We start from the raw sequence: 18,751 nt of genomic DNA on the forward strand, positions 1-18,751 counted from the left end.
TGCCGCGTGAACCTCCGACCCGTGGGCCCCATGCCGCTCTCCGGCCAGATCCACCGTCAGCTGATGGACGCGATCCTCGACGGCACGCTCACCGGCGCCCTCCCGTCCGAACGCGAACTCGCCGAGACCTTCGGCGCCAACCGCCACGCCGTCCGCGAGGCCATCAAGCGCCTGCAGCAGGGCAAGCTCGTCGAGGTCAACCAGGGCGGCGCCACCCGCGTGCTGCCCGTCGCCGATCATGCCGGGCTCGACCTGCTCCCCGAACTGGTCACCGCCCGGGGCGCGTTGAACGACGAGGCCACCGTCGGCGTCCTCGAACTCCGCGCCTGCATCGGCGCCGACGCCGCCCGCCTCTGCGCCGAACGCTCCCCGTCCGTCGGCACCCACCTGCTCGACCTGCTGCCGAACGACGCCATGCCCGACGCCGAACTCGCCGCCACCAGCGCCGCCTACTGGACCGCCGTCGTCACCGGCACCAACAGCCTCCCGTACCGCCTCGCCCTCAACACCCTGCTGGCAGGCCTCGAAGCGATCGGCGACTCCCCGGCCGCCAAGCACTTCATGACCGCCCTGCGGGACGAGTCCCGCCGGGCGGGCGAGTTGGAGGAACTGGCCCACGCGATCGCCCGCGCCGAGGGCGCTGCGGCGCGCGAGGCGGCGAGCCGGCTGCTCAACTCGTCGATTGCGGCCGTGCGTTCGATGTAACGCAGGCCGCGAACCGGGTCGGCCGCAAGCTCAAGCAGCCTGGTCTCCGAGGCGATCGCCGCCCACGGCCTGAAGCTCCAGCACTACGCGGTCCTGGCCGCCGTCGCCGACGAGGGCCCGCTCGCCCGGGCGGACCTGGTCCGCCGCCTGGGGTTCGACCCGAAGGACGTCGTCCTGCTCGTCAACCACCTCGAACGCGAGGGCCTCGTCCTCCGCGAGCCCGACCCCCGCGACCGCCGCAAGAACGCCGTCACCGCCACCCCGCCCGGCCGCCGCCTCCTCCACACCTGCGCCCACCTCGCCGACCGGGCCAACGAACAGCTCCTCGCCCACCTCACCCCGGCCGAACGCCGAACCCTGCTCGCCCTGCTGACCCGCCTCGTCCAGGACTGAGCGTCGGACGAGAGCTCGTCCGCGTTCCTTCGGCCGCGGCGGGCGCAGCGTCACATCCGGGCGCGCAGGACGTCGACCTCGCAGCCCGGGGCGAAGGGGTCGAAGCCGTGTTCGGCGAGCCAGCGGACCACGAGCAGGCTGCGCAGGGACCACCATCCTCGGATCACGTCGAGGTCGACGGCGGTGCCGTAGCCGGCGAGGAGGTCGTCGAGGCGGTCCTCGTGCCCGAGGGTGAAGGTGGCGAGGTCGTACAGGGGGTCGCCCTGGCCGGCCTCGGACCAGTCGATGATGCCGGTGACCTCGGTGCCCTCCAGGAAGACGTGCGCGATCTGGAGGTCGCCGTGGGTGAACGCGGGCGTCCAGGGGCGGAACGCGGCCTCGGCGACCCGGCGGTTGCGGGTGACGAGGTCGGTGGGCAGGATGCCGTTCGCCACGAGCAGCTCGCACTCACCGTCGAGTTCCGCCGCCAGTGCGCCGACGCTCCGGCCCGCCCGCCCCTGCCAGGCCGGGAGCGGAGCGTCGTGCAGTGCCCGGATGGCGGCGCCCGCCGCGGCCCACGCGGCCGGCGACCCGGTCGCCGGCCCGCCGAGGCGGCCCAGCGTCGTCCCCGGTATCGCGGCGATCGCGAGCACGGGCGGCTTGCGCCACAGGACTTCAGGCGTCGGAACCGGCACCAGAGCCATCGCCCGGACCTCGGTGTCGATCCGCGCCTGATCGGCGTCCACCTTCAGGAACACGTCGCCGACGCGCAGCGTCGCACGCTCGGAGTGGGCCACGACGACCTGTATCTCATCCATGAACGCCCAGTATCCCGACGCCGGTTGCTCCTGTCCGGCGTACACAGCTGCGTCCACACGGCCGGTGTTGTGGTGGCTGTTGGACGAAGCGGCGATCCGCCGCCCGGTCGGCGGACATTCGGTGATGGCCGGTCAGCTCCGGTACCTGGCAGAGCTGATCCGCTCCGGGGTAGCGGTTGTGCAGGTGCTGGAGGTCAGCTCTGGCGCACATGCCGCTCTTGAGGGTGCGCTGACCCTGATGACGTTTGCCGATGCCAGTCCGGACGTGGCATATGTCGAGGGACCGCACACGGGTGTGCTGGTCGAGAGCACGGAGGTCGTGAGAAAGGTCCGCCCGACCTACGATCTTGCTCGGGCGGACGCCCTCTCGCCGGAGGCGTCGCCGGCTCTCATCGACAAGTCGGCAGAGGAGCACGCGAGTGAACAACACCGAAGCGCTTGAGTGGCGCAAGTCGAGCTACAGCGGCGGCAACGGTGGCGAGTGCGTGGAGGTTGCGGCCCCGGACGCCGCAACGACCGCCGTCCGCGACTCGAAGGACCCCGCCGGCCCCCGGCTCCGCTTCTCGAACGACACCTGGGCGTCGTTCGCCGCCGCTGCTGCGGCCGGCTCGTTCGGCGGGCTCTGAATCCGGCGCAGGTGGTGAATCTCGTGCGGCAGCATGCGCCGGGCGCGGCGATCGCGTTCAACACGAGCGTGAGCGACAGCGTGGAGGCCGCCGAGCGGTGGTTGTAGGTGCGGGTCAGGCGAGGGTGGCGAGGAGTGCGGCGAGTTCGGTGGGCTTGGTGAACATGGGCCAGTGGCCGGAGTCGAAGTCGTGGTACTCGACGTGCTTGGCGGCGGCGAGTTCGGGGGCCTGGCCTCCGGCGACCCAGGCGCGGACCTGGTCGGGGTCGAACTCGGGGCAGATCATGGCGACCGGGACGTCGTGGCGGCGGGGGTCCGTCAGGTGGACGAGGCCGCGGGCGACGGGCTCGGGGACGGGGACGGCGTCGGCGGCGATCCGGCGGCGCAGGGTCTCGTCGAGGTCGGCGCTGTCGCGGCCTTCGAACGGCGCCCAGCCGGGGAACGGCATGACGCCGTCGCGGATCTCGAAGAAGTCGGCGTAGGGGTGGCCGTCCTGTTGCGGGTAGCCGCCGACCAGGACGAGTGGGGCGATCCGGTCGGGGCGGGCGTCGGCGGCGAGCCAGCCGAGGGTGCAGGCGGCGGAGTGGGCGACCAGCATGACGGGGCCGGAGGCGGCGTCCACCGCGGCGACGACGGCGACGAGTTGCTCGTCCAGGGTGGTGGAGGGCGTGGCCGGAAGTGTCAACGGGACCGGGCGGTGGCCGAGTTCGCGGAGGGCGGGGGTCACGGCGTTCCAGGCGGTGCCGTCCAGCCAGAGGCCGCCGATGAGCAGGATGTCCACAGTGAGCTCCTGAGAGGTGGAGAAGCGGGTACGTCTCCAAGGCTAGGAGCGGTTCAGGACGATCTGCTTCCTGATTGTCGGCGGGCCTCGGAAAAGGATCATCGGCGCGCGAGGAGGTCCGCCGTCCGCTCGGTGTGGCGTCGGCGCAGCGTGGCACCGGTCAGGTCGGCGCGCCCGAGGTCCTGATAGTTGGCCTGCCAACTCTCGACGGATGCATGGGAGTTGGCGATCGCGAACAGGTCCCACAGCAGCATGTCCGGCACCTCCTCCCCGGCCGCGCCCTGGTACGCCGCCAGGAACGCGTCGGCGACGGCCGTCCCGTGGAGCAGCGCCAGGTCGAGTCGGCACCAGCTGACGTCGAAGCCGCGCGGCGCCCGCGCGGCGCCGGACCAGTCGACGATTCCGGTGAGGTGCCCGTCCTGCCAGAGGACGTTGCCGGACCAGTAGTCGAAGTGCGTCAATACCTCGGGCTGGGAGGCGAGTTGGCGGAGGTGGGCGGCGAGGACCGGCGCGGCGGGGCCGGTGGCGGCGGAGCCGGCCGTCATTCCGTCGCGGAGGCCGGCGAGCGGGACGGCGTGCAGGCGGGCCAGTGCGCGTCCGAGCTCGGCCGCCGCGTGGTCGGGGCGGGCGGGGGTGATGTCGGCGCGGCCGGGCAGGCGGGTGATCAGGACGGCCGGCCGGCCGAAGCGGTGCCCGTCGGCGTCGACGTCGACGAGTCGCGGGGCCCGGCCGTCCAGGCCGTCGAGGGCTGCCAGCACCCGCGCCTCGGACGCCGCCGCGCGGTCGCCCGGCGGGAACCGGCGCAGGACCAGGTCCCGCTCGGGCTGTCGGGTGCGCAGCAGGTGGGTGGCGGCATGCGCACCGCCGGTCAGTCGTCGCACGGTACGGGCCGGGGCTGCGGCGCCCGCGGCCTCGCCGGCCCAGGCGAGCGCCGCTGCGGGCGGTTCGGAGTCGATCACCGGGCCATCCTGCACGGCCGGCCGGGCCCGGGCCACGCAATTCCCTGACCCCGGCCGAAGACCGCCGCCGAGCACCGAACCACCGGGAGCCGTCCGGTCGACCACGTTGGCCGCCCACGGCGGCGGACGCCCGTCCGACGCCGCGCCCGCGGACTAGGCTGCCGGGGGTGTCGACCGAGATGAGCCCCACTGCCCGGGCGCTGCGTGCGCTGGAGATCCTGCGGGCCCGGCCGGGGACGACGTCCCAGGAGTTGGCGGAGCGGCTCGGGGTGACGGACCGTGCGGCGCGCCGGTATGTGGCGATCCTGCGGGAGGCGGGCGTTCCGGTGGAGTCGGAGCGCGGCCCGCACGGCGGGTACCGGTTGCGGCGGGGGACGCGGCTCGCGCCGGTGGCGTTCACGCAGGCGGAGGCGCTGGGTCTGGTGATGGCGGTGCTGGACGGGCGTCCGGCGGCCGGTGATCCGGGTGATCCGGTGGGGGCGGCACTGGACAAGGTGGTCCGGGTACTGCCGGAGGAGGTCGGGCGGCAGGCGGCGACGCTGCGCGAGCACGCGGCGGCCGCGCCGGACCCGTGGGCGGTGTACGCGGATCCGGGGGTGGTGAACACGCTGGTGGAGGCGGTGGCGGCGCGGCGGCGCGTGGTGATCGCGTACCGGACCCAGGCCGGCAACGAGTGGCGGGCGGAGGTCGATCCGTGGGCGGTGGTGGCGCGCCGGGCCCGCTGGTACCTGCTGTGCCACTCGCACCGGGCGGACGCGGTGCGCACCTACCGGATCGACCGGGTGCAGGCGGCCGAGGAGACCACGACCGGGTTCCGAATGCCGCCGGACCTGGACCCGGTGGCCCTGCTGGAGGCCCATCTCGGCACGGGCTGGACCTATCCGACGCACGTGCTGTTCGACGCCCCGCTGGAGGAGGTCGCCCCGTGGATCAGCGCCCCGATGGGCCGGCTGCAGGCGTCGGACGGGCGTTGCGTGCTGCACGGCAGCACCCGCAATCCGGCGATGTACGCGCAGGAGTGGCTGGCGGCCGTCCCGTTCGACTTCCGGGTGCTGGGCGGGGCGGAGCTGCGCGCAGCGGTCGCCGAAACGGCCGCCCGCCTCACCGCCGCCGTCAGACCACCGAGGCCTGAGCCGGAGCCTGGGCCCGAGGCCCCGGCCCCCGTTACTGACTTCGGCCTGTCAGGGTGACGTTGGACTGTCGAGGGCGAGACCGGTACTGGTCCGCCTTGGCAGCCGGCGTTTCGTCAGTGCAACCTCACATGTCACACTTCTGATAGTTCGAACAGTGTCCGCATGTGGGAAGACCCCGGCGAACACCCCTCACCCCAAGCCGCGGTCCGCACCCGAGGAGAGGAAGACAGGTCAATGGTTCGATCGGTCGACAGATTCGTCGAGACCTCCGACGGCGGAAAGATCTTCGCCTCGCAGGCGGGTGTCGGGTCCGACCTGGTCCTGCTGAACGCCGGGGCCATGGACCTTCGGATGTGGGACTCCAACCTCGGCGCCCTCGCCGCCGGGCACCGGGTGACCAGGTACGACGATCGCGGCACCGGCACGCGCTCCGCGAAACCGGTGCGTCCGTGGTCCTTCACGCGCGACCTGCTCGCCGTCCTGGACGCGCTGGACGTCGCGCGCCCGGTGCTGGTCGGATCGTCCGACGGGGGCCGCAAGGCCCTCGACTTCGCCGTGGCACACCCCGACCGGGTGTCCGGCCTGATCCTGGTCGGCACCGCCATGTACCTTCCGGACCCCGATCCGGAGGACCGGGCCGCCCTGGCCGCCCTCCTGCACGCCCTCACCCCTCGCCAACACGCCGTCGACCGGGGCGACTTCGCCGCCGCGGCCAGCCACGACCTGAATGTCTGGTCCCCCAGGACCACGCCGGAACAGCGCGCCCGCATCCAGGAGATGTACGCCGACTCGCCCGGCTTCTTCGCCGGGTGGCCCGCCGAGCCGCTGCCCGAGGCCCGGCCGGGGATCGAACATCTGGGCCTCGTCCAGGCGCCGACTACGGTCGTGGTCGGCGAGCACGAGACGGACTTCACCCGACGCTGCGCGCTGCGGATCTCGCACGGTGTGTCGGGCACCCGGCGGATCGACGTTCCCGGCGCCGACCATTTCGTCAACCTGACGCGCCCGGACGCCTTCCATCAGCTGGTCACCGAGTTCCGACCCGCGTAAGGGCACCGACCGACACACCACCGGTACAGCCACCGCTTCGGGCTCATCAGGCACTTCGCACAGATTCACCCTGACGCGCCGAAGTCAGTAGTCGGTGAGGGCCAGTTTGGCCCCGAAGCCGATCACGGCGGTCCCGGTGATCCGGTCCAGCACCCGCCGTGCGGCGGGGCGGCGCAGCCAGTTGCGCAGGGTGTGGGCGAAGGCGATCAGGACGGCGGACCAGAGGGTGCCCTCGACCACGTGCACCGAGGTGAGCAGCACGCCGGCGGCCAGGTGCGGTTCGTCGGCGGGGATGAACGGCGGCAGCACGGCGACGTAGAACACGCCGACTTTCGGGTTGAGCAGGTTGGTGAGCGTCCCGCGCCGCCAACCTGCCCACCAGCCGCCGGAGTTGACGGTCTCCTCGGCGGCGAGGTCGGTCTCCTGGTGGCGGTTGCGGAGCATCTGGACGCCCATCCACAGCAGGTAGCAGACGCCGGCCCAGCGGAGCGTCTCGTAGGCGGCGCGGGAGGCGGTGAGCAGCACGCTGAGGCCGGCGGCGGACGCGGCGCCCCAGAGCAGGGTGCCGGTCTGGATGCCGAGGACGACGCCCCAGGCCTGTCGGCGTCCGCCGAGGGCGGCGGTGCGCAGGATGAGGGCGGTGTCGAGGCCGGGGGTGAGTGTGAGCAGGCCCACGACCAGTGCGAACGAGGCGAGGGGGGCGGCCATGGCGGTGAGATCCATGGGCTGTCAGTCTACGGGACGGCCGAAGCGGGCCAGGCAGTGCCATACCTTCTTCAGCTCCTGCGGGTCGTGCTGTCCGCTGCGGGCGGCGACGTGGGCCAGGGCGCGGACTTCGGGGGTGTCCATGCGCCCGCAGTCTCGCGCCCGTCGGACCTGCGGCGCAGCCGGTTTTCGTCACGGCCGCGCCGCACGCCTCAACTACTGTGCCGTCACCCGGCGTTGATCCGGGCTGCGGCACGGAGCAGTCCGGGGCTGATCCGGCCGAGCAGTTTCGCGGCCTTGGCCTCGACGGTGACGGGGACGACGGCCTTGCCGGTGCGGACGGCGCGGACGATCTCGGCGGCGACCTTCTCCGGCGGGAAGCCCCGGCGGGCGTACATCTTGGACACCTTGGCCTGCCGGGCGGCCTGCTCGTCCTCGCCGAGGCCGGAGAAGGTGGTGGTGCGGGTGATGTTGGTGTTGACGATGCCGGGGCAGATGGTGGAGACGCCGATCCGGTGCGGGGCGAGTTCGGCCCGCAGGCAGTCCGACAGCATGAACACCGCGGACTTCGAAGTGGCGTACGCGGCAAGCACCTTGGACGGCAGGTAGGCGGCGGCGGAGGCCAGGTTGACGATCTGTCCGCCCTGGCCGTGGTCGACCATCAGCTGTCCGAAGGCGCGGCAGCCGTGGATGACGCCCCACAGGTTGACGTCCAGGACGCGCCGCCACTCCTCCTCGGTGGTCTCCAGGAACGTCCCGGAGTGGCCGACGCCCGCGTTGTTGACCACCACGTCGGGGACGCCGAAGTCGGCGGCGACCTGCTTGGCGAACGCGTGCACGGCCGCGCCGTCGCTGACGTCCACCTGGTACGCGCCGGACTTGGCGCCGGACAGCGCGCACAGTTCGGCGGTGCGCTGTGCGGCGGGCAGGTCGCGGTCGCAGACCACGACGCGGGCGCCCTGGTCGGCGAAGGCCAGTGCGGTGGCCCGGCCGATGCCGCTGCCGCCGCCGGTGACGACCACCAACTCGCCGCCCTCGGAGGGTTCCTGGCGCGGCGAGCCGTGGTCGCGGGCGGCGAACTCGCGGACCAGGCCGGCGATCACCGGGCCTTTCTCCAGCAGCGCCGACCAGTGCGTCGCGTTCAGGGTGCGGCGGGTCAGCCGGGGCACCCACCGCTCCAGGCCCTCGGAGAGGAACTCCGAGACGTAGCGGTCGCGTTGCAGGGTGATCAGCTGGACGGGCACCTCGGTGTGGCGTTCGCGCGGCTTGGCGATCGAGGGGCGCATGTTGGCCCGGTACAGCTCGATGCCGCGCACGGCGTCCTTGGCCAGGGTGGGCTGCGGGTGGCCGGGCCGGGGGCGGACGGCCTCCAGGTCGCTCAGCACCTTGGGCCACAGCCTGGCCAGGCCGAGCTTCCACGCGGCGGGCGCGAGGACGGGCAGGTGGAACAGGCCGATGTACCAGGAGTGCAGCCCCTGGCGCAGCAGTTGGGAGACGTGCCGGGGCGTGGGGCGGCGCAGCCGGTGCCGCATCCAGTGGCCCATGTGGTCCAGGCACGGCCCGGACATGCTGGTGTAGCTGGCGAACCGCCGGTACGAGCCGGGGGTGGTGATCGCCTCCCAGGACTGCACGCTGCCCCAGTCGTGGGCGACGACGTGCACGGGACGGTCGGGACTGACGGCGTCGGCGACGGCGAACAGGTCCTGGCCGAGCAGTTCCAGCCGATAGTCCTCGCGCCGGGCGGGCACGCCGGACGCGCCGGAGCCGCGGGTGTCGTACCGCACGACGTGGTGGTCGGCGGCCAGGTCGTGCGCGACGTCGTCCCAGACGCTGTGGTCGTCGGGGTAGCCGTGCACCAGCAGCACGGTGGGGTGCGTCGGGTCGCCCTGCTCGTACACGGCGAGCCTCAGCCCGCCGGAGTCGACGGTGCGGCGGCGGATCTCGGTGCTGCGGCCGGTCATACGGTGCCCTCCTGGAGTGCCCAGCGCCGCACGTGCGGCAGGTCGTCGTCGAGCCAGTACACATCCTCCTCGGTGACCACGAGGAGTTCCTCGAACTTGATGCCCACCGTGCGGAAGCCGATGTGCGGTTCCACGGCCCACAGTCCGGGCGTCGGGGCGTGCCGGGACGCCTTGCCGCCGGCCCACAGCGGGGAGCGGCCCTCCAGGCGTTCCTTGACCAGCTCGCGGCCCAGCGTCTGGAGGGTGCGCACGCCGAAGCCGAACAGGTTGACGCCGGCCGGTCCGCGGGCGGTCGTCCTGGTCACCTGGTGGCCGATCACCCGGCCCGGGTACACCTGGTGGCGGTTGTCGTAGCCGTGCTCGGCGATCTGCGCGTCCACCGCGGCGTACACCTCGGCGAGCGTCCTGCGGGCCTTCACCTCGCGCAGGATCAACTCCCGGTAGACGCGCAGGTCCTGGGCGAGCAGGTCCCACACCGGGTTCTCCCCGACCTTGCCGCCGTAGCCGATGTCGGCGGTGTAGCCGTCCACCACCGGCGCGCAGTCCAGCACGTACGGCATGCCCTCCTTCAGCACCCGGGAGCCCGCGAAGAACTGCAGCGGGGTGTGGAAGTGCCGGAACGCGGTGCGGTCGCCGAACCAGGCGAACGGCACGTGGAAGAAGTCCTGCACGCCGGCCTGCACCAGGCTGCGCCGCAGCTTCGCCGTCGCCCGGCGCTCCGTCACACCCGGCTCGATCCACGCCGCGACCTGCTCCGCGCAGTGGTACGCCAGCTGCTGCACCTCCCGGAACTTCGCCAAGTCCTTGTCGTCGAACGGGAATCGGGGCAGTTGCTGCTGGGCCACGGTCTACACCTCCAGGACGAGGGTCTCGCCCTCGGCGGCTCGGGACACGCACGGCAGCATCAGGCCCGCGGCCCGCTGCTCCTCGGTCAGCCTGCGGTCGCGGTGCTCGGGCGTGCCGGACGCCACCTTCAGCACGCACGTGCCGCAGAAGCCCTGCTTGCAGGAGTACGCCAGGTCCGGCCTCGCGTCCCGGGCGACGTCCAGCGCGGAGCGGTCCGCCGGGACGGTCACCGTCCCGCCGTCCTCGCCCAGCCGGATCGCGAACGGCCGACCGTCCACGATCGGCGCGGCGCCGAACCGTTCGAAGTGCAGCGACGCCGCCGGTGAGGCGTCCAGCGCCCGCTGCACGGCGCCGAGCATCGGCGCGGGGCCGCACACGTACACGGCGGCGTTGCACGCGGCGTGCGAGAGCAGCTCGGCGGCGTCCGGGACGCCGTGCACGTCGTCGGTGCGGATCTCGACCCGGTTCGGGTCGAGCGCCTTCAGCTCCTCGGTGAACGGCAGCGCGGCAGCGGTGCGCCCGACATGGATCAACTTCCAGTCGATCCGGGCGTGTTGGGCTGCTCGGGCCATCGGGAGCAGCGGCGTGACGCCGATGCCGCCGGCCAGGAACAGCACCTGCGGCTCCCCGCAGAACGCGAAGCCGTTGCGGGGGCGGCGCACCTGCAGCCGCATGCCCACGTGCAGTTCGTCGTGGATCTCCACCGAACCGCCGCCGCCGTCGGCGATCCGCCGCACCGCGACCCGGTAGACGTGCCGGTCGGCCGGGTCCCCGCACAGCGAGTAGTGGCGCTCCAGCCCCGACGGCAGCGTCAGCACCACCCGCGCTCCCGGCTGCCACTCCGGCAGCACCCCGCCCGAGGGGTCGGCCAGCCGCAGCTCGACCACGTCCTCGGCGATCACCTGGTGCGACGTCACCACCAGGTGCAGCGGCGGCACCGGCCGCGACTCGGCCCGCCGGGGGCTCCGCCGCAACCCCGGCCGCCCCAGCACCTCGGGGTACCAGTCACCGAACGCGGTCAACCGCGCGAACATCCGATCCGCCCGAGGACGGCCGTACAGGTCCGGCGGCGGGGTCTCGAGATCCATGAGGGACTCCGGGAGTTCTTGGGGTTGGAGGAGAAGGAGAGAGCACAGACACGGGAGAGCACAACCAGGGGCGCGTGGGGGCACCTCCCGGCCCGCCAGGGCTGGGGGAGAACTGCGCGAAGCGGAAGGCGCCCCGTCCGCAAGATCGCGGCGCAGGACAGTGACCTGCACGTGCTCGCGACCTTGCGGACGGGCTTTGCGACACCCCTTCAGTGCGCGGCGGCAGCCCTCGCCGCAGGCGACTTCGCCAAGTACGCGAGCGCCTGCGAGGAGCTCCCCTCGTTGGTGGGGTGGTACCCGGGGCCGAAGTACCGCAGCGCCGAGCGGACGAACCGGGCGGGTTCGGGGAGCAGTCCACGCTTCGCGGCCTTGTGGTACTCGCCCCAGGTCGGCACCAGGCTGCCGTTGAGCGAGGGGTCGGCGGCGAGCATGTAGCGGGCGCCGCGGACCCACAGGTGGATCAGGAGCGGGCCGGAGATGACCATGCCGCGAATCCGGCGCAGGTAGCCGGGGTCGAGGTGGCGCATCAAGTCGTAGGCGACGCTTCGGTGTTCGACTTCCTCCGCGCCGTGCCAGCGGAGCAGGTCGACCATGGTGGGGTCGGCCTTGGCGCGGTCGAGGCCGGGCGAGTTGAGGGCCCAGTTGCCGAGGAACGCGGTGAAGTGTTCGATCGCGGCGATGAAGGCGACCCGTTCGATGATGTTCTCGCGGCGCTTGCGGGCGGTCAGCGCGGGCCGGTCGCCGAGGACGCGGCGGAACAGCCAGCTGATCTGCCGGACGTACGGGCGCGGGTCGAGGCCCTGGGCGAGCAGGTGGTCGAGGACTTCCTGGTGGGCCTCGGCGTGGATCGCCTCCTGGCCGATGAAGCCGAGCACCTCTTCGCGCAGTTGCTCGTCCCGGATCAGCGGCAGGGCCTCCTTGAACACCTTGACGAACCACCGTTCGCCCTCGGGGAGCAGCAGGTGCAGGACGTTGATGGTGTGGGTGGCCATCGGCTCGTCGGGGATCCAGTGCAGGGGCAGTTGTGACCAGTCGAAGTGGACGTCGCGGGGTTCGAGGACGAGGTTGTCGTGCACGGACGCGGGCCGCCCGGGCCGAAGGCTGCGGGAGGGGGTGGTGCGCGGCATGGGGGTGCCTCCTGTACCTGCGACTGGGGGTTGAGGGGCGGCGGGCCGGCCTTCGGGGGTCCCGGTGGACCCGTGGGCACAGGGGCAAACTACTCGCGGGTATCGGGCTCGACAAGGGGTTCGACGAGTCTTATCAACATTGAGTCTAATAAGCCGCTCGATAGGGTGGCCCGGAGCCACCCCGGGAGAGACCGTGACCGACCGCACCGAACCCGGCCCGCTGGTCCGGGCCCTGATCGCCCGTCCGGTCCTCGCGGCCGCCGACTACCCGGCCCCGAACCCGGACGCACCCGCCGACCCGGCCGCCCTCTTCACCACCTGGCTGCTGGACGCCCTCGCCTCGGACGTCCCCGACGCGCAGGTGATGACGCTCTCCACCGTCGACGCCGAGGGCCGCCCGGACGCCCGGGTGCTCGTCCTGCGCGACGTCGACGCGTCCGCCGGCGCCTGGCACTTCTGGACCGAGCCCGACTCCCCGAAGGCCCGCCAGTTCACCGCCCGCCCGGACGCCGCCCTCACCGTCTACTGGCCGCGCCCCGGCCGCCAGGTCCGCCTCCGCGGCCCCGTCCGCCCCGCCCCCGCCTGCACCACCCCCTCCCCCGCCCTCCACTGCTACGCCCTCCACGCCACCACCGCCGAGTTCTGGCAGGCCTCCCCCACCCGCGACCACCACCACCTCCACTGCACCCGCACCCCCACCGGCTGGACCTCCACCGGCTGGACCCCCACCGCCGTCCCGGGCTGACCCGGACCGGCTCACGCCAGCAGTCGCCGCAGCCACTCCCGTCGGGCCGCCGCCGCCGTGCGGCTGACGGCCGCGTCCGGGACGAGGGTGTCGAAGCCGTGGAACGCGCCGGGCCAGACGTGGAGTTCGGCGTGGCCGCCGGACTGCCAGAGGGTGTTCGCATAGGCCACCACCTCGTCCCGGAAGGTCTCCGCCGACCCGACCTCCAGGTAGGCGGGCGGCAGGCCCGCCAGCGAGGCGGCGCGGGCGGGGGCGGCGTACGGCGGGAGGTCGGGAGCGCCACGGCGGGGGCCGAGGGCGGCGGACCAGGCGGTGGCGTTGGAGACGGCGTCCCAGGTGTCGTGGCCGGTGAGTTGGCGACCGGAGGCGGTGTCGCCGCGGTCGTCGAGCATCGGGCTGAGCAGGAGTTGGCCGATGACCGCCGGGCCGCCCTTGTCGCGCAGGAGCAGCGCGAGGGCCGCGGCGAGGCCGCCGCCGGCGCTCTTGCCGGCCAGGATCACCCGTTCGGGGTCGATTCCGAGCAGGTCGGCGTCGGCCAGCGTCCGGTGCAGGGCGTCCCGGCAGGCGTGCAGGGGTTCCGGGTACCGGGCGCCGGGTGCGAGCGGGTACTCGACCGAGACGACGGCCAGGCCGAGGGGCTCCGCCAACTCGCGCAGCACGCGCGGCAGTACGGCGTACGCGTTGCCGCCGATCAGCCCGCCTCCGTGCAGGTAGTACAGGACCGGCAGCCGCCCGCGCGCCCCGGACGGGCGCGCCCACACCACACCGTCCCCGACCCCGGCCTCGAACCGGCCGTCGGCCGTCAACTCCGGTACGCCGGGCCGTGGTCGCGCCGCCGCGTCCGCCTGCTGCCACTGCGGCACCCGCTCCGGCGTCAACGGCGCCGGTGTGCCGCCCCGGGCCGCCAGCGCCGCCGCCAATTCGGGATCCAGGTAAGCCTCGTGCATGTCCTCGTGTCCCCCATCGGATGTGACGGCGTACCGGCTAAGCGTGCACCCTGGAGGCGCAGCAGCGGATCGAGCAGGAGGAGTGGCGCGAAGTGGGCGACGAACAGCGGGCGTTGCGTCTGGTGGTGACCGGCGGAGGTACGGGCGGGCACACGTATCCGGCGTTGACGGCGGTACGGGCGCTGCAGGAGCGGCTGGCGGCCGAGGGCCGGGCGGTGGACGTGCTGTGGGTGGGGACGGCGAAGGGTCTGGAGGCGCGGATCGCCCCTGCCGAGGGGATCAGGTTCGAGCCGGTGGCGACGGGCAAGGTCCGGCGGTCGAGCAATCCGCTGAAGCTGCTGTCACCGGCGAATGTGCGGGACATGCTGCGGGTGCCGTGGGGCGCGGTGCAGGCGCGGTCGCTGATCCGGCGGTTCGGGCCGGACGTGGTGCTGGCGACGGGCGGGTACGTGGCGGTGCCCGTGGGCCTGGCCGCCCGCTCGTGCCGGGCCCCGCTGGTGGTGCACGAGCAGACGGTGCGGCTGGGGCTGGCGAACCGGGTACTGGCGCGGGCCGCGACCCGGGTCGCGGTCTCCTCCGAGTCGACGCTGCCCCTGCTGCCGGGTTCCGCCCGCAGCACGGCCGTGGTGACGGGCAATCCGGTCCGCCCGGCCGTGCTGACCGGGCACCCGGACAAGGCGGTGGCGGCGCTCGGGCTGTACGGCTTCGACCGTTCGCTGCCGACGGTGTACGTCACGGGCGGCGCGCAGGGCTCGGCGCAGATCAACGACCTGGTGTCCGGCGTCCTGCCGTGGCTGCTGGAGCGGGCGAACGTCGTCCACCAGTGCGGGCCGGCGAACGAGGCCGACCTGAACGCCCGGGCGGCGCGGCTGCCGGCCCACCTGATGGGCCACTACTACCTGACCGGCTTCATGGGCGCCGAGCTGGCGGACGTGCTGGCGCTGGCGGACGTGGTGGTCAGCCGCAGCGGCGCGGGCACCCTCGCGGAGCTGACGGCGCTCGGCAAGGCGGCCGTGTTCGTCCCGCTGGCCTCGGCGGCGGGCAACGAACAGGCCCACAACGCCGCCCACTTGGAGCAGGCGGGGGCGGCCGTCGCCCTGCTCGGAACGGTCACGCCGGACGACCTCCGCGCGGCGCTCGGCCCCCTGCTGGACGACCCGGACCGCCGCACCGCGATGGCGGCCCGCGCCCGCGAGCACGGTCGCCCGGACGCGGCGGAGCGCCTGGTGGACGTCCTGCTGTCGGTCGCCCGCCGCGACTGACCCCTCACGCCCGGAAGGTGCGGCGGTAGGTGTCCGGCGGCACGCCGACGGTGCGGTGGAAGTGGCGGCGCAGGGTGGTGGAGGTGCCCAGGCCGGAGGCTGCGGCGATGGCGTCGACGCTGTCGTCCGTGGTCTCCAGCATTTCCTGCGCGCGCCGGATCCGCTGCGTCAGCAGCCATTGCAGCGGGGTGGTGCCGGTCACCGTCCGGAAGTGGCGGGCCAGGTGGCGGGAGCTCAGGTTCGCCCGGCGGGCCAGGTCCTCGACGGTGAGCGGCTCGTCCAGCCGGCGCATCACCCACGGGAGCAGCTCGGCCAGCGGGTGGTCGTCCCGGGCGGGCACCGGTGTGGTGACGAACTGCGCCTGCCCGCCTGCCCGGTGGGGCGGGACGACGAGGCGGCGGGCGGCCACGTTGGCGATCGCCGAGCCGTGGTCACGGCGGACCAGGTGCAGGCACAGGTCCATCGCCGCGCTCTTGCCGGCGGACGTGAGGACCCGGCCGTTGTCGACGTAGAGCACGTCCGGGTCCACCTCGACGCGGGGGTACCGCCTGGCCAGTTCCTCGGTGTGCGCCCAGTGCGTGGTCGCGCGCAGCCCGTCGAGCAGGCCGGCGGCGGCGAGGGCGAACGCGCCGGTGCACAGCGAGACCACCCGGGCGCCGGACCCGTGGGCGGCGCGCACGGCGTCGACGAGTTCGGCCGGCGGGTCCCGGTCGATGTCCGCGAGGGCGGGGACGATCACGGTGTCGGCGTCCGTCAGCCGGTCGAGGCCGCAGTCGGGCTCCAGCAGGAACCGGCCGACCCGGACGGCCTGCGTACCGCACACCTTGACGTCGTACCAGGGGCCCGGCACGGCGTCCGGGCGCGAGCCGAACACCTCCTGGGCCAGGGCGAGTTCGAAGTGCAGCATGCCGTCGGTGGCGGCGATCGCGACGGAGTGCGCGGCGGAGACCATGTCGGAAATTGTACGGGTCGTGTCGTTCCGGACACTGGGCACCGCGTGCCGGACGGGAGAGGGTCTTCCTCGTCGGAGTCGGACCATTTCGGACGAGCGGGAGCAGGCGGCATGGAGTCGGGCAGGAATGTGGCGGTGTACGGCGCTTACGGGCACACCGGGCGGTTCGTGGTCGCGGAGTTGCGCGAGCGCGGGTACGTCCCGCTGCTCGTCGGCCGCGACCGGGACAAGCTGGCCGCGCCGGCCGAACCGGGCTCCGAGGCGCGACAGGCCTCGGTGGACGATCCGGCCTCGCTGGACCGCGCCCTGCGCGGCGCCGCCGCCGTGATCAACTGCGCGGGGCCGTTCGCCGCCACCGCCGCCCCGCTGATCGAGGCGGCACTGCGGGCCGGCCTCCCGTACGTCGACGTGGCGGCCGAGATCGAGGCGAACCTCGACACCTTCGCCCGGTTCGCGGAGCGCGCCCGCGCGGCAGGCACCGCGGTGGTCCCGGCGATGGCCTTCTACGGCGGCCTCGGCGACCTGCTGGTGACAGCCGCGATGGGCGACTGGACGTCGGCGGACGAGGCACACATCGCCTACGGCCTGAGCAGTTGGCACCCCACGGCCGGCACGCTCGCCGCGGGCGCGGTCTCGGCGCAGCGCCGGGCCGGGCGCCGGGTCCGCTTCACCGGCGGGCGGCTGGAGTACCACGACGACGCCCTGCCGACCCTCGACTGGCGCTTCCCCGCCCCGCTGGGCCCGCGGCGCGTGATCGGCGGGTTCACCATGGCCGACGTGGTCACCGTCCCCAGCCACTTGGCCGTCCCGGAGGTGCGCACCTACATGACGGCGAACGCGGCCGCGGACCTGTCCGCGCCCGACGCCTCCGCGCCGACCGCCGTGGACGAACGCGGCCGCTCCGCACAGACCTTCGTCGTCGACGTCCTGGTCCGCTCCGGCACCGCCGAACGCCGCGCGTCCGTCGCCGGTCAGGACATCTACGCCGTCAGCGCCCCGCTCGCCGTGGAGGCCGTCGACCGCATCCTCACCGGCCGCACCAGGACCACCGGCGTCGCCTCCGCCGGCGCGATCTTCGACGCCCCGGACTTCCTGCGCGCCCTGTCCGCACACCTCTCGCCACAGCACGACTGACCGGGCTCGGGTCGGGGAACAGGACGGGCCGATCCTTCGACAACGTTGCCGGGCCTTGCACTTGACGTCCCGTCAGGGCAGGTGTCTGGCCGCGCCCGCCTCGATCAGCAGTGCGCAGTAGACGAACTCGACGGCGGAGCGGCCCATCGGGTCGGGGACGTCGCGGTCGTGGTCGAGGTAGAGCCGCATCTCGGTGGTGCTGTCGGGGCCGGCCAGGGCGTAGAGCCGGTCCAGCACGGCGTGGTCCATGGCGAGAACCAGATCGGCCCACTCGATCAGCTCCGCCGTGACGCGGGTGGCCCGGTGGCCGGTCAGGTCGTAGCCGAGGACGCCCGCCACGGCGACCATCTCGGGGTGCGCCTCCCGCCAGGCGCCGGTCAGCCCGGCGGAGCGCACCTCCACGGCCGCACCGCCGAGATCGGCGAGGACGCGCGCGGCGAACGGGCTGCGGCAGTAGTTACCGAGGCAGACGGTGAGGATGCGCCTGGTCATCGGGGCTCCAGTGGTCGGGGCGATGGTGCGGTCGGAGTGATCCTCCGCCGTCGCGTCCGGCCCGGGCGGGAGGCGGGGACGTCGATCCCGCGTCCGGGCCACCGTGGAACACCGAAGGCGGTGCGCCGCCGGCGACATTTGTCCAAGACCGGCCGTCGGCCCGCGCGCATCATCGCTGCCATGAATGACTTCCCGCGCGAACGCGCGTACGGCATGCACGTGGTCTGCGACGGGCCTGCGCAGGCGCCGCCGGTTCTGCTCGTCCACGGGTCGGGGGCGTCCGGCGCGTTCTGGGGCCCGGTGGCGGAGGTGCTGGCCGCGCACCACCGGGTGATCACAGTCGACCTTCCGGGGTGCGGCCGGTCCCCGCAGCGGCCGCCGTACGACGTACCGGTGCAGGCCGGGCGGGTGGCGGCGGTGCTCGACGGGCTGGGGGTGGGGCCGGTGGTCGCGGTCGGGCACTCCAGCGGCGGGTACGTCGCCACGGCGCTCGCCGAGCGGCGGCCGGACCTGGTGCGCTCGCTCGCGCTGGTCGGCACCGGCCCGGGCATGGACGCGCTGCTGCCGGAGCCGTTGCTGCTGCGCCTGTTGTTGGCCCCGCCGCTGGGGCCGCTGCTGTGGGCGCTGCGCACCGACGCGGTGGTCCGCAAGGGGCTGACGGCGATCGCCGCCCGCCCGGTGGTGATTCCGGACGAGGTGGTGGCCGGGGCGCGGTTGATCACCTACCGCACGTTCCGCGCGGTGCTGCGCGCCAACGAGGCGTACCTCCGCGAGCGCGGGGCGCCGGAGCGGCTGGCCGCGCTCGGACTGCCCGCCCTGGTGGTCTTCGGCACCGCCGACCCGCGGTGGGATCCGTCCTCGGCGCACCGCTACGACGCGGTGGCGCGGGTGGTGATGCTGCCCGGTGTCGGGCACGCGCCCATGCTCGAAGCGCCCGGGCCGACCGCCGAGTTGCTGCTGGGTTTCGCCGCCGCCGACCGATAGCCGTTCCGGCTTAGGATTTTGACGTGCCGTCACCTCTCTCTCCACCCGACTGGTCCGCGGTGGAC

General features: G+C 73.6%; 21 protein-coding genes. 10 read left to right on the top strand and 11 right to left on the bottom strand.

The window, feature by feature from the left end; translation table 11 throughout:
- Positions 1-6 precede the first annotated feature (6 nt).
- Together AMK19_RS35025 and AMK19_RS35030 are read left to right on the top strand one after the other, a co-directional pair.
- Complete coding sequence (locus AMK19_RS35025; protein WP_158071875.1) at positions 7-705, top strand: FadR/GntR family transcriptional regulator; 699 nt, start codon at positions 7-9, stop codon at positions 703-705.
- Positions 706-798: 93 nt separating this feature from the next.
- Positions 799-1,098 carry a MarR family winged helix-turn-helix transcriptional regulator gene (locus AMK19_RS35030; RefSeq protein ID WP_241844301.1) on the top strand — a complete coding sequence of 100 codons (300 nt, stop codon included), beginning with the start codon at positions 799-801 and terminating at the stop codon, positions 1,096-1,098.
- Between the two features lie 50 nt (positions 1,099-1,148).
- Here the strand turns inward: AMK19_RS35030 and AMK19_RS06715 are convergent, their stop codons facing one another.
- Positions 1,149-1,895, bottom strand: coding sequence for a phosphotransferase family protein (locus AMK19_RS06715; RefSeq protein WP_073808898.1), 747 nt, complete (start codon positions 1,893-1,895; stop codon positions 1,149-1,151).
- Between AMK19_RS06715 and AMK19_RS06720 the strand changes: the two genes are divergently transcribed.
- A complete protein-coding gene (locus AMK19_RS06720; protein WP_143200077.1) occupies positions 1,894-2,337 on the top strand; it encodes a DUF5753 domain-containing protein in 444 nt (147 codons plus the stop codon). The genes AMK19_RS06715 and AMK19_RS06720 overlap by 2 nt on opposite strands.
- The gene (locus AMK19_RS06725; protein WP_073808901.1) at positions 2,315-2,521 is read left to right on the top strand and encodes a DUF397 domain-containing protein; all 207 of its coding nucleotides are present in this window, start codon (positions 2,315-2,317) and stop codon (positions 2,519-2,521) included. The genes AMK19_RS06720 and AMK19_RS06725 overlap by 23 nt, the downstream gene beginning before the upstream one ends.
- A gap of 114 nt (positions 2,522-2,635) precedes the next feature.
- On the opposite strand, the gene AMK19_RS06730 is transcribed toward AMK19_RS06725, so the two are convergent.
- Both AMK19_RS06730 and AMK19_RS06735 read right to left on the bottom strand, forming a co-directional pair.
- The gene (locus AMK19_RS06730; protein ID WP_073808903.1) at positions 2,636-3,301 is read right to left on the bottom strand and encodes an alpha/beta fold hydrolase; all 666 of its coding nucleotides are present in this window, start codon (positions 3,299-3,301) and stop codon (positions 2,636-2,638) included.
- Positions 3,302-3,399: 98 nt separating this feature from the next.
- A complete protein-coding gene (locus AMK19_RS06735) occupies positions 3,400-4,260 on the bottom strand; it encodes a phosphotransferase family protein (protein WP_198953231.1) in 861 nt (286 codons plus the stop codon).
- A 179-nt stretch (positions 4,261-4,439) separates the two neighbouring features.
- On the opposite strand from AMK19_RS06735, the gene AMK19_RS06740 reads away from it, so the two are divergent.
- Both AMK19_RS06740 and AMK19_RS06745 read left to right on the top strand, forming a co-directional pair.
- Positions 4,440-5,450 (top strand): helix-turn-helix transcriptional regulator, encoded by a 1,011-nt coding sequence (locus tag AMK19_RS06740; RefSeq protein ID WP_073809604.1) that lies wholly within the window; start codon positions 4,440-4,442, stop codon positions 5,448-5,450.
- 177 nt (positions 5,451-5,627) lie between these two features.
- Positions 5,628-6,443, top strand: coding sequence for an alpha/beta fold hydrolase (locus AMK19_RS06745; RefSeq protein WP_073808904.1), 816 nt, complete (start codon positions 5,628-5,630; stop codon positions 6,441-6,443).
- An 84-nt stretch (positions 6,444-6,527) separates the two neighbouring features.
- Here the strand turns inward: AMK19_RS06745 and AMK19_RS06750 are convergent, their stop codons facing one another.
- The 5 genes from AMK19_RS06750 to AMK19_RS06770 form a co-directional block, all read right to left on the bottom strand.
- Positions 6,528-7,166, bottom strand: a complete 639-nt coding sequence (locus AMK19_RS06750; protein ID WP_241844279.1) for a LysE family translocator — start codon at positions 7,164-7,166, stop codon at positions 6,528-6,530.
- A gap of 209 nt (positions 7,167-7,375) precedes the next feature.
- A complete protein-coding gene (locus AMK19_RS06755; RefSeq protein ID WP_073808907.1) occupies positions 7,376-9,109 on the bottom strand; it encodes an SDR family oxidoreductase in 1,734 nt (577 codons plus the stop codon).
- Positions 9,106-9,954, bottom strand: a complete 849-nt coding sequence (locus tag AMK19_RS06760; RefSeq protein ID WP_073808909.1) for a M24 family metallopeptidase — start codon at positions 9,952-9,954, stop codon at positions 9,106-9,108. Before AMK19_RS06760 ends, AMK19_RS06755 begins: the two co-directional genes overlap by 4 nt.
- A gap of 3 nt (positions 9,955-9,957) precedes the next feature.
- On the bottom strand, positions 9,958-11,043 hold the full coding sequence (locus AMK19_RS06765) for a PDR/VanB family oxidoreductase (protein ID WP_073808910.1): 1,086 nt from the start codon (positions 11,041-11,043) through the stop codon (positions 9,958-9,960).
- A 209-nt stretch (positions 11,044-11,252) separates the two neighbouring features.
- Positions 11,253-12,170: a metal-dependent hydrolase gene (locus AMK19_RS06770; RefSeq protein WP_073808912.1), complete on the bottom strand. Its 918-nt coding sequence runs from the start codon at positions 12,168-12,170 to the stop codon at positions 11,253-11,255.
- A 193-nt stretch (positions 12,171-12,363) separates the two neighbouring features.
- On the opposite strand from AMK19_RS06770, the gene AMK19_RS06775 reads away from it, so the two are divergent.
- The gene (locus AMK19_RS06775) at positions 12,364-12,915 is read left to right on the top strand and encodes a pyridoxamine 5'-phosphate oxidase family protein (protein ID WP_073808913.1); all 552 of its coding nucleotides are present in this window, start codon (positions 12,364-12,366) and stop codon (positions 12,913-12,915) included.
- A gap of 11 nt (positions 12,916-12,926) precedes the next feature.
- On the opposite strand, the gene AMK19_RS06780 is transcribed toward AMK19_RS06775, so the two are convergent.
- Positions 12,927-13,862: an alpha/beta hydrolase gene (locus AMK19_RS06780; protein ID WP_073808915.1), complete on the bottom strand. Its 936-nt coding sequence runs from the start codon at positions 13,860-13,862 to the stop codon at positions 12,927-12,929.
- A gap of 92 nt (positions 13,863-13,954) precedes the next feature.
- Here AMK19_RS06780 and AMK19_RS06785 point away from each other — a divergent pair, with 92 nt between their 5' ends.
- On the top strand, positions 13,955-15,124 hold the full coding sequence (locus tag AMK19_RS06785; protein WP_073808916.1) for a UDP-N-acetylglucosamine--N-acetylmuramyl-(pentapeptide) pyrophosphoryl-undecaprenol N-acetylglucosamine transferase: 1,170 nt from the start codon (positions 13,955-13,957) through the stop codon (positions 15,122-15,124).
- Between the two features lie 4 nt (positions 15,125-15,128).
- Here the strand turns inward: AMK19_RS06785 and AMK19_RS06790 are convergent, their stop codons facing one another.
- Positions 15,129-16,076 (bottom strand): helix-turn-helix domain-containing protein, encoded by a 948-nt coding sequence (locus AMK19_RS06790; protein WP_073808918.1) that lies wholly within the window; start codon positions 16,074-16,076, stop codon positions 15,129-15,131.
- Between the two features lie 111 nt (positions 16,077-16,187).
- Between AMK19_RS06790 and AMK19_RS06795 the strand changes: the two genes are divergently transcribed.
- A complete protein-coding gene (locus AMK19_RS06795) occupies positions 16,188-17,210 on the top strand; it encodes a saccharopine dehydrogenase family protein (protein WP_073808919.1) in 1,023 nt (340 codons plus the stop codon).
- A gap of 72 nt (positions 17,211-17,282) precedes the next feature.
- Here AMK19_RS06795 and AMK19_RS06800 read toward each other — a convergent pair whose 3' ends face one another.
- A complete protein-coding gene (locus AMK19_RS06800; protein ID WP_073808921.1) occupies positions 17,283-17,702 on the bottom strand; it encodes an arsenate reductase/protein-tyrosine-phosphatase family protein in 420 nt (139 codons plus the stop codon).
- 180 nt (positions 17,703-17,882) lie between these two features.
- Here AMK19_RS06800 and AMK19_RS06805 point away from each other — a divergent pair, with 180 nt between their 5' ends.
- On the top strand, positions 17,883-18,686 hold the full coding sequence (locus AMK19_RS06805; RefSeq protein WP_073809606.1) for an alpha/beta fold hydrolase: 804 nt from the start codon (positions 17,883-17,885) through the stop codon (positions 18,684-18,686).
- Positions 18,687-18,751: the final 65 nt, after the last annotated feature.

This window comes from Kitasatospora sp. CB01950, assembly GCF_001905465.1.
Taxonomy (GTDB): domain Bacteria; phylum Actinomycetota; class Actinomycetes; order Streptomycetales; family Streptomycetaceae; genus Kitasatospora.

What these genes read in the sequence shown, in the direction of transcription:
- AMK19_RS06720 (WP_143200077.1), top strand. Translation starts at nt 1,894, where the DNA reads ATGAACGCCCAGTATCCCGACGCCGGTTGCTCCTGTCCGGCGTACACA.
- AMK19_RS06715 (WP_073808898.1), bottom strand. Translation starts at nt 1,895, where the DNA reads ATGGATGAGATACAGGTCGTCGTGGCCCACTCCGAGCGTGCGACGCTG.
- AMK19_RS06740 (WP_073809604.1), top strand. Translation starts at nt 4,440, where the DNA reads ATGAGCCCCACTGCCCGGGCGCTGCGTGCGCTGGAGATCCTGCGGGCC.
- AMK19_RS06745 (WP_073808904.1), top strand. Translation starts at nt 5,628, where the DNA reads ATGGTTCGATCGGTCGACAGATTCGTCGAGACCTCCGACGGCGGAAAG.
- AMK19_RS06750 (WP_241844279.1), bottom strand. Translation starts at nt 7,166, where the DNA reads ATGGATCTCACCGCCATGGCCGCCCCCCTCGCCTCGTTCGCACTGGTC.
- AMK19_RS06755 (WP_073808907.1), bottom strand. Translation starts at nt 9,109, where the DNA reads ATGACCGGCCGCAGCACCGAGATCCGCCGCCGCACCGTCGACTCCGGC.
- AMK19_RS06765 (WP_073808910.1), bottom strand. Translation starts at nt 11,043, where the DNA reads ATGGATCTCGAGACCCCGCCGCCGGACCTGTACGGCCGTCCTCGGGCG.
- AMK19_RS06770 (WP_073808912.1), bottom strand. Translation starts at nt 12,170, where the DNA reads ATGCCGCGCACCACCCCCTCCCGCAGCCTTCGGCCCGGGCGGCCCGCG.
- AMK19_RS06780 (WP_073808915.1), bottom strand. Translation starts at nt 13,862, where the DNA reads ATGCACGAGGCTTACCTGGATCCCGAATTGGCGGCGGCGCTGGCGGCC.
- AMK19_RS06790 (WP_073808918.1), bottom strand. Translation starts at nt 16,076, where the DNA reads ATGGTCTCCGCCGCGCACTCCGTCGCGATCGCCGCCACCGACGGCATG.
- AMK19_RS06795 (WP_073808919.1), top strand. Translation starts at nt 16,188, where the DNA reads ATGGAGTCGGGCAGGAATGTGGCGGTGTACGGCGCTTACGGGCACACC.
- AMK19_RS06800 (WP_073808921.1), bottom strand. Translation starts at nt 17,702, where the DNA reads ATGACCAGGCGCATCCTCACCGTCTGCCTCGGTAACTACTGCCGCAGC.
- AMK19_RS06805 (WP_073809606.1), top strand. Translation starts at nt 17,883, where the DNA reads ATGAATGACTTCCCGCGCGAACGCGCGTACGGCATGCACGTGGTCTGC.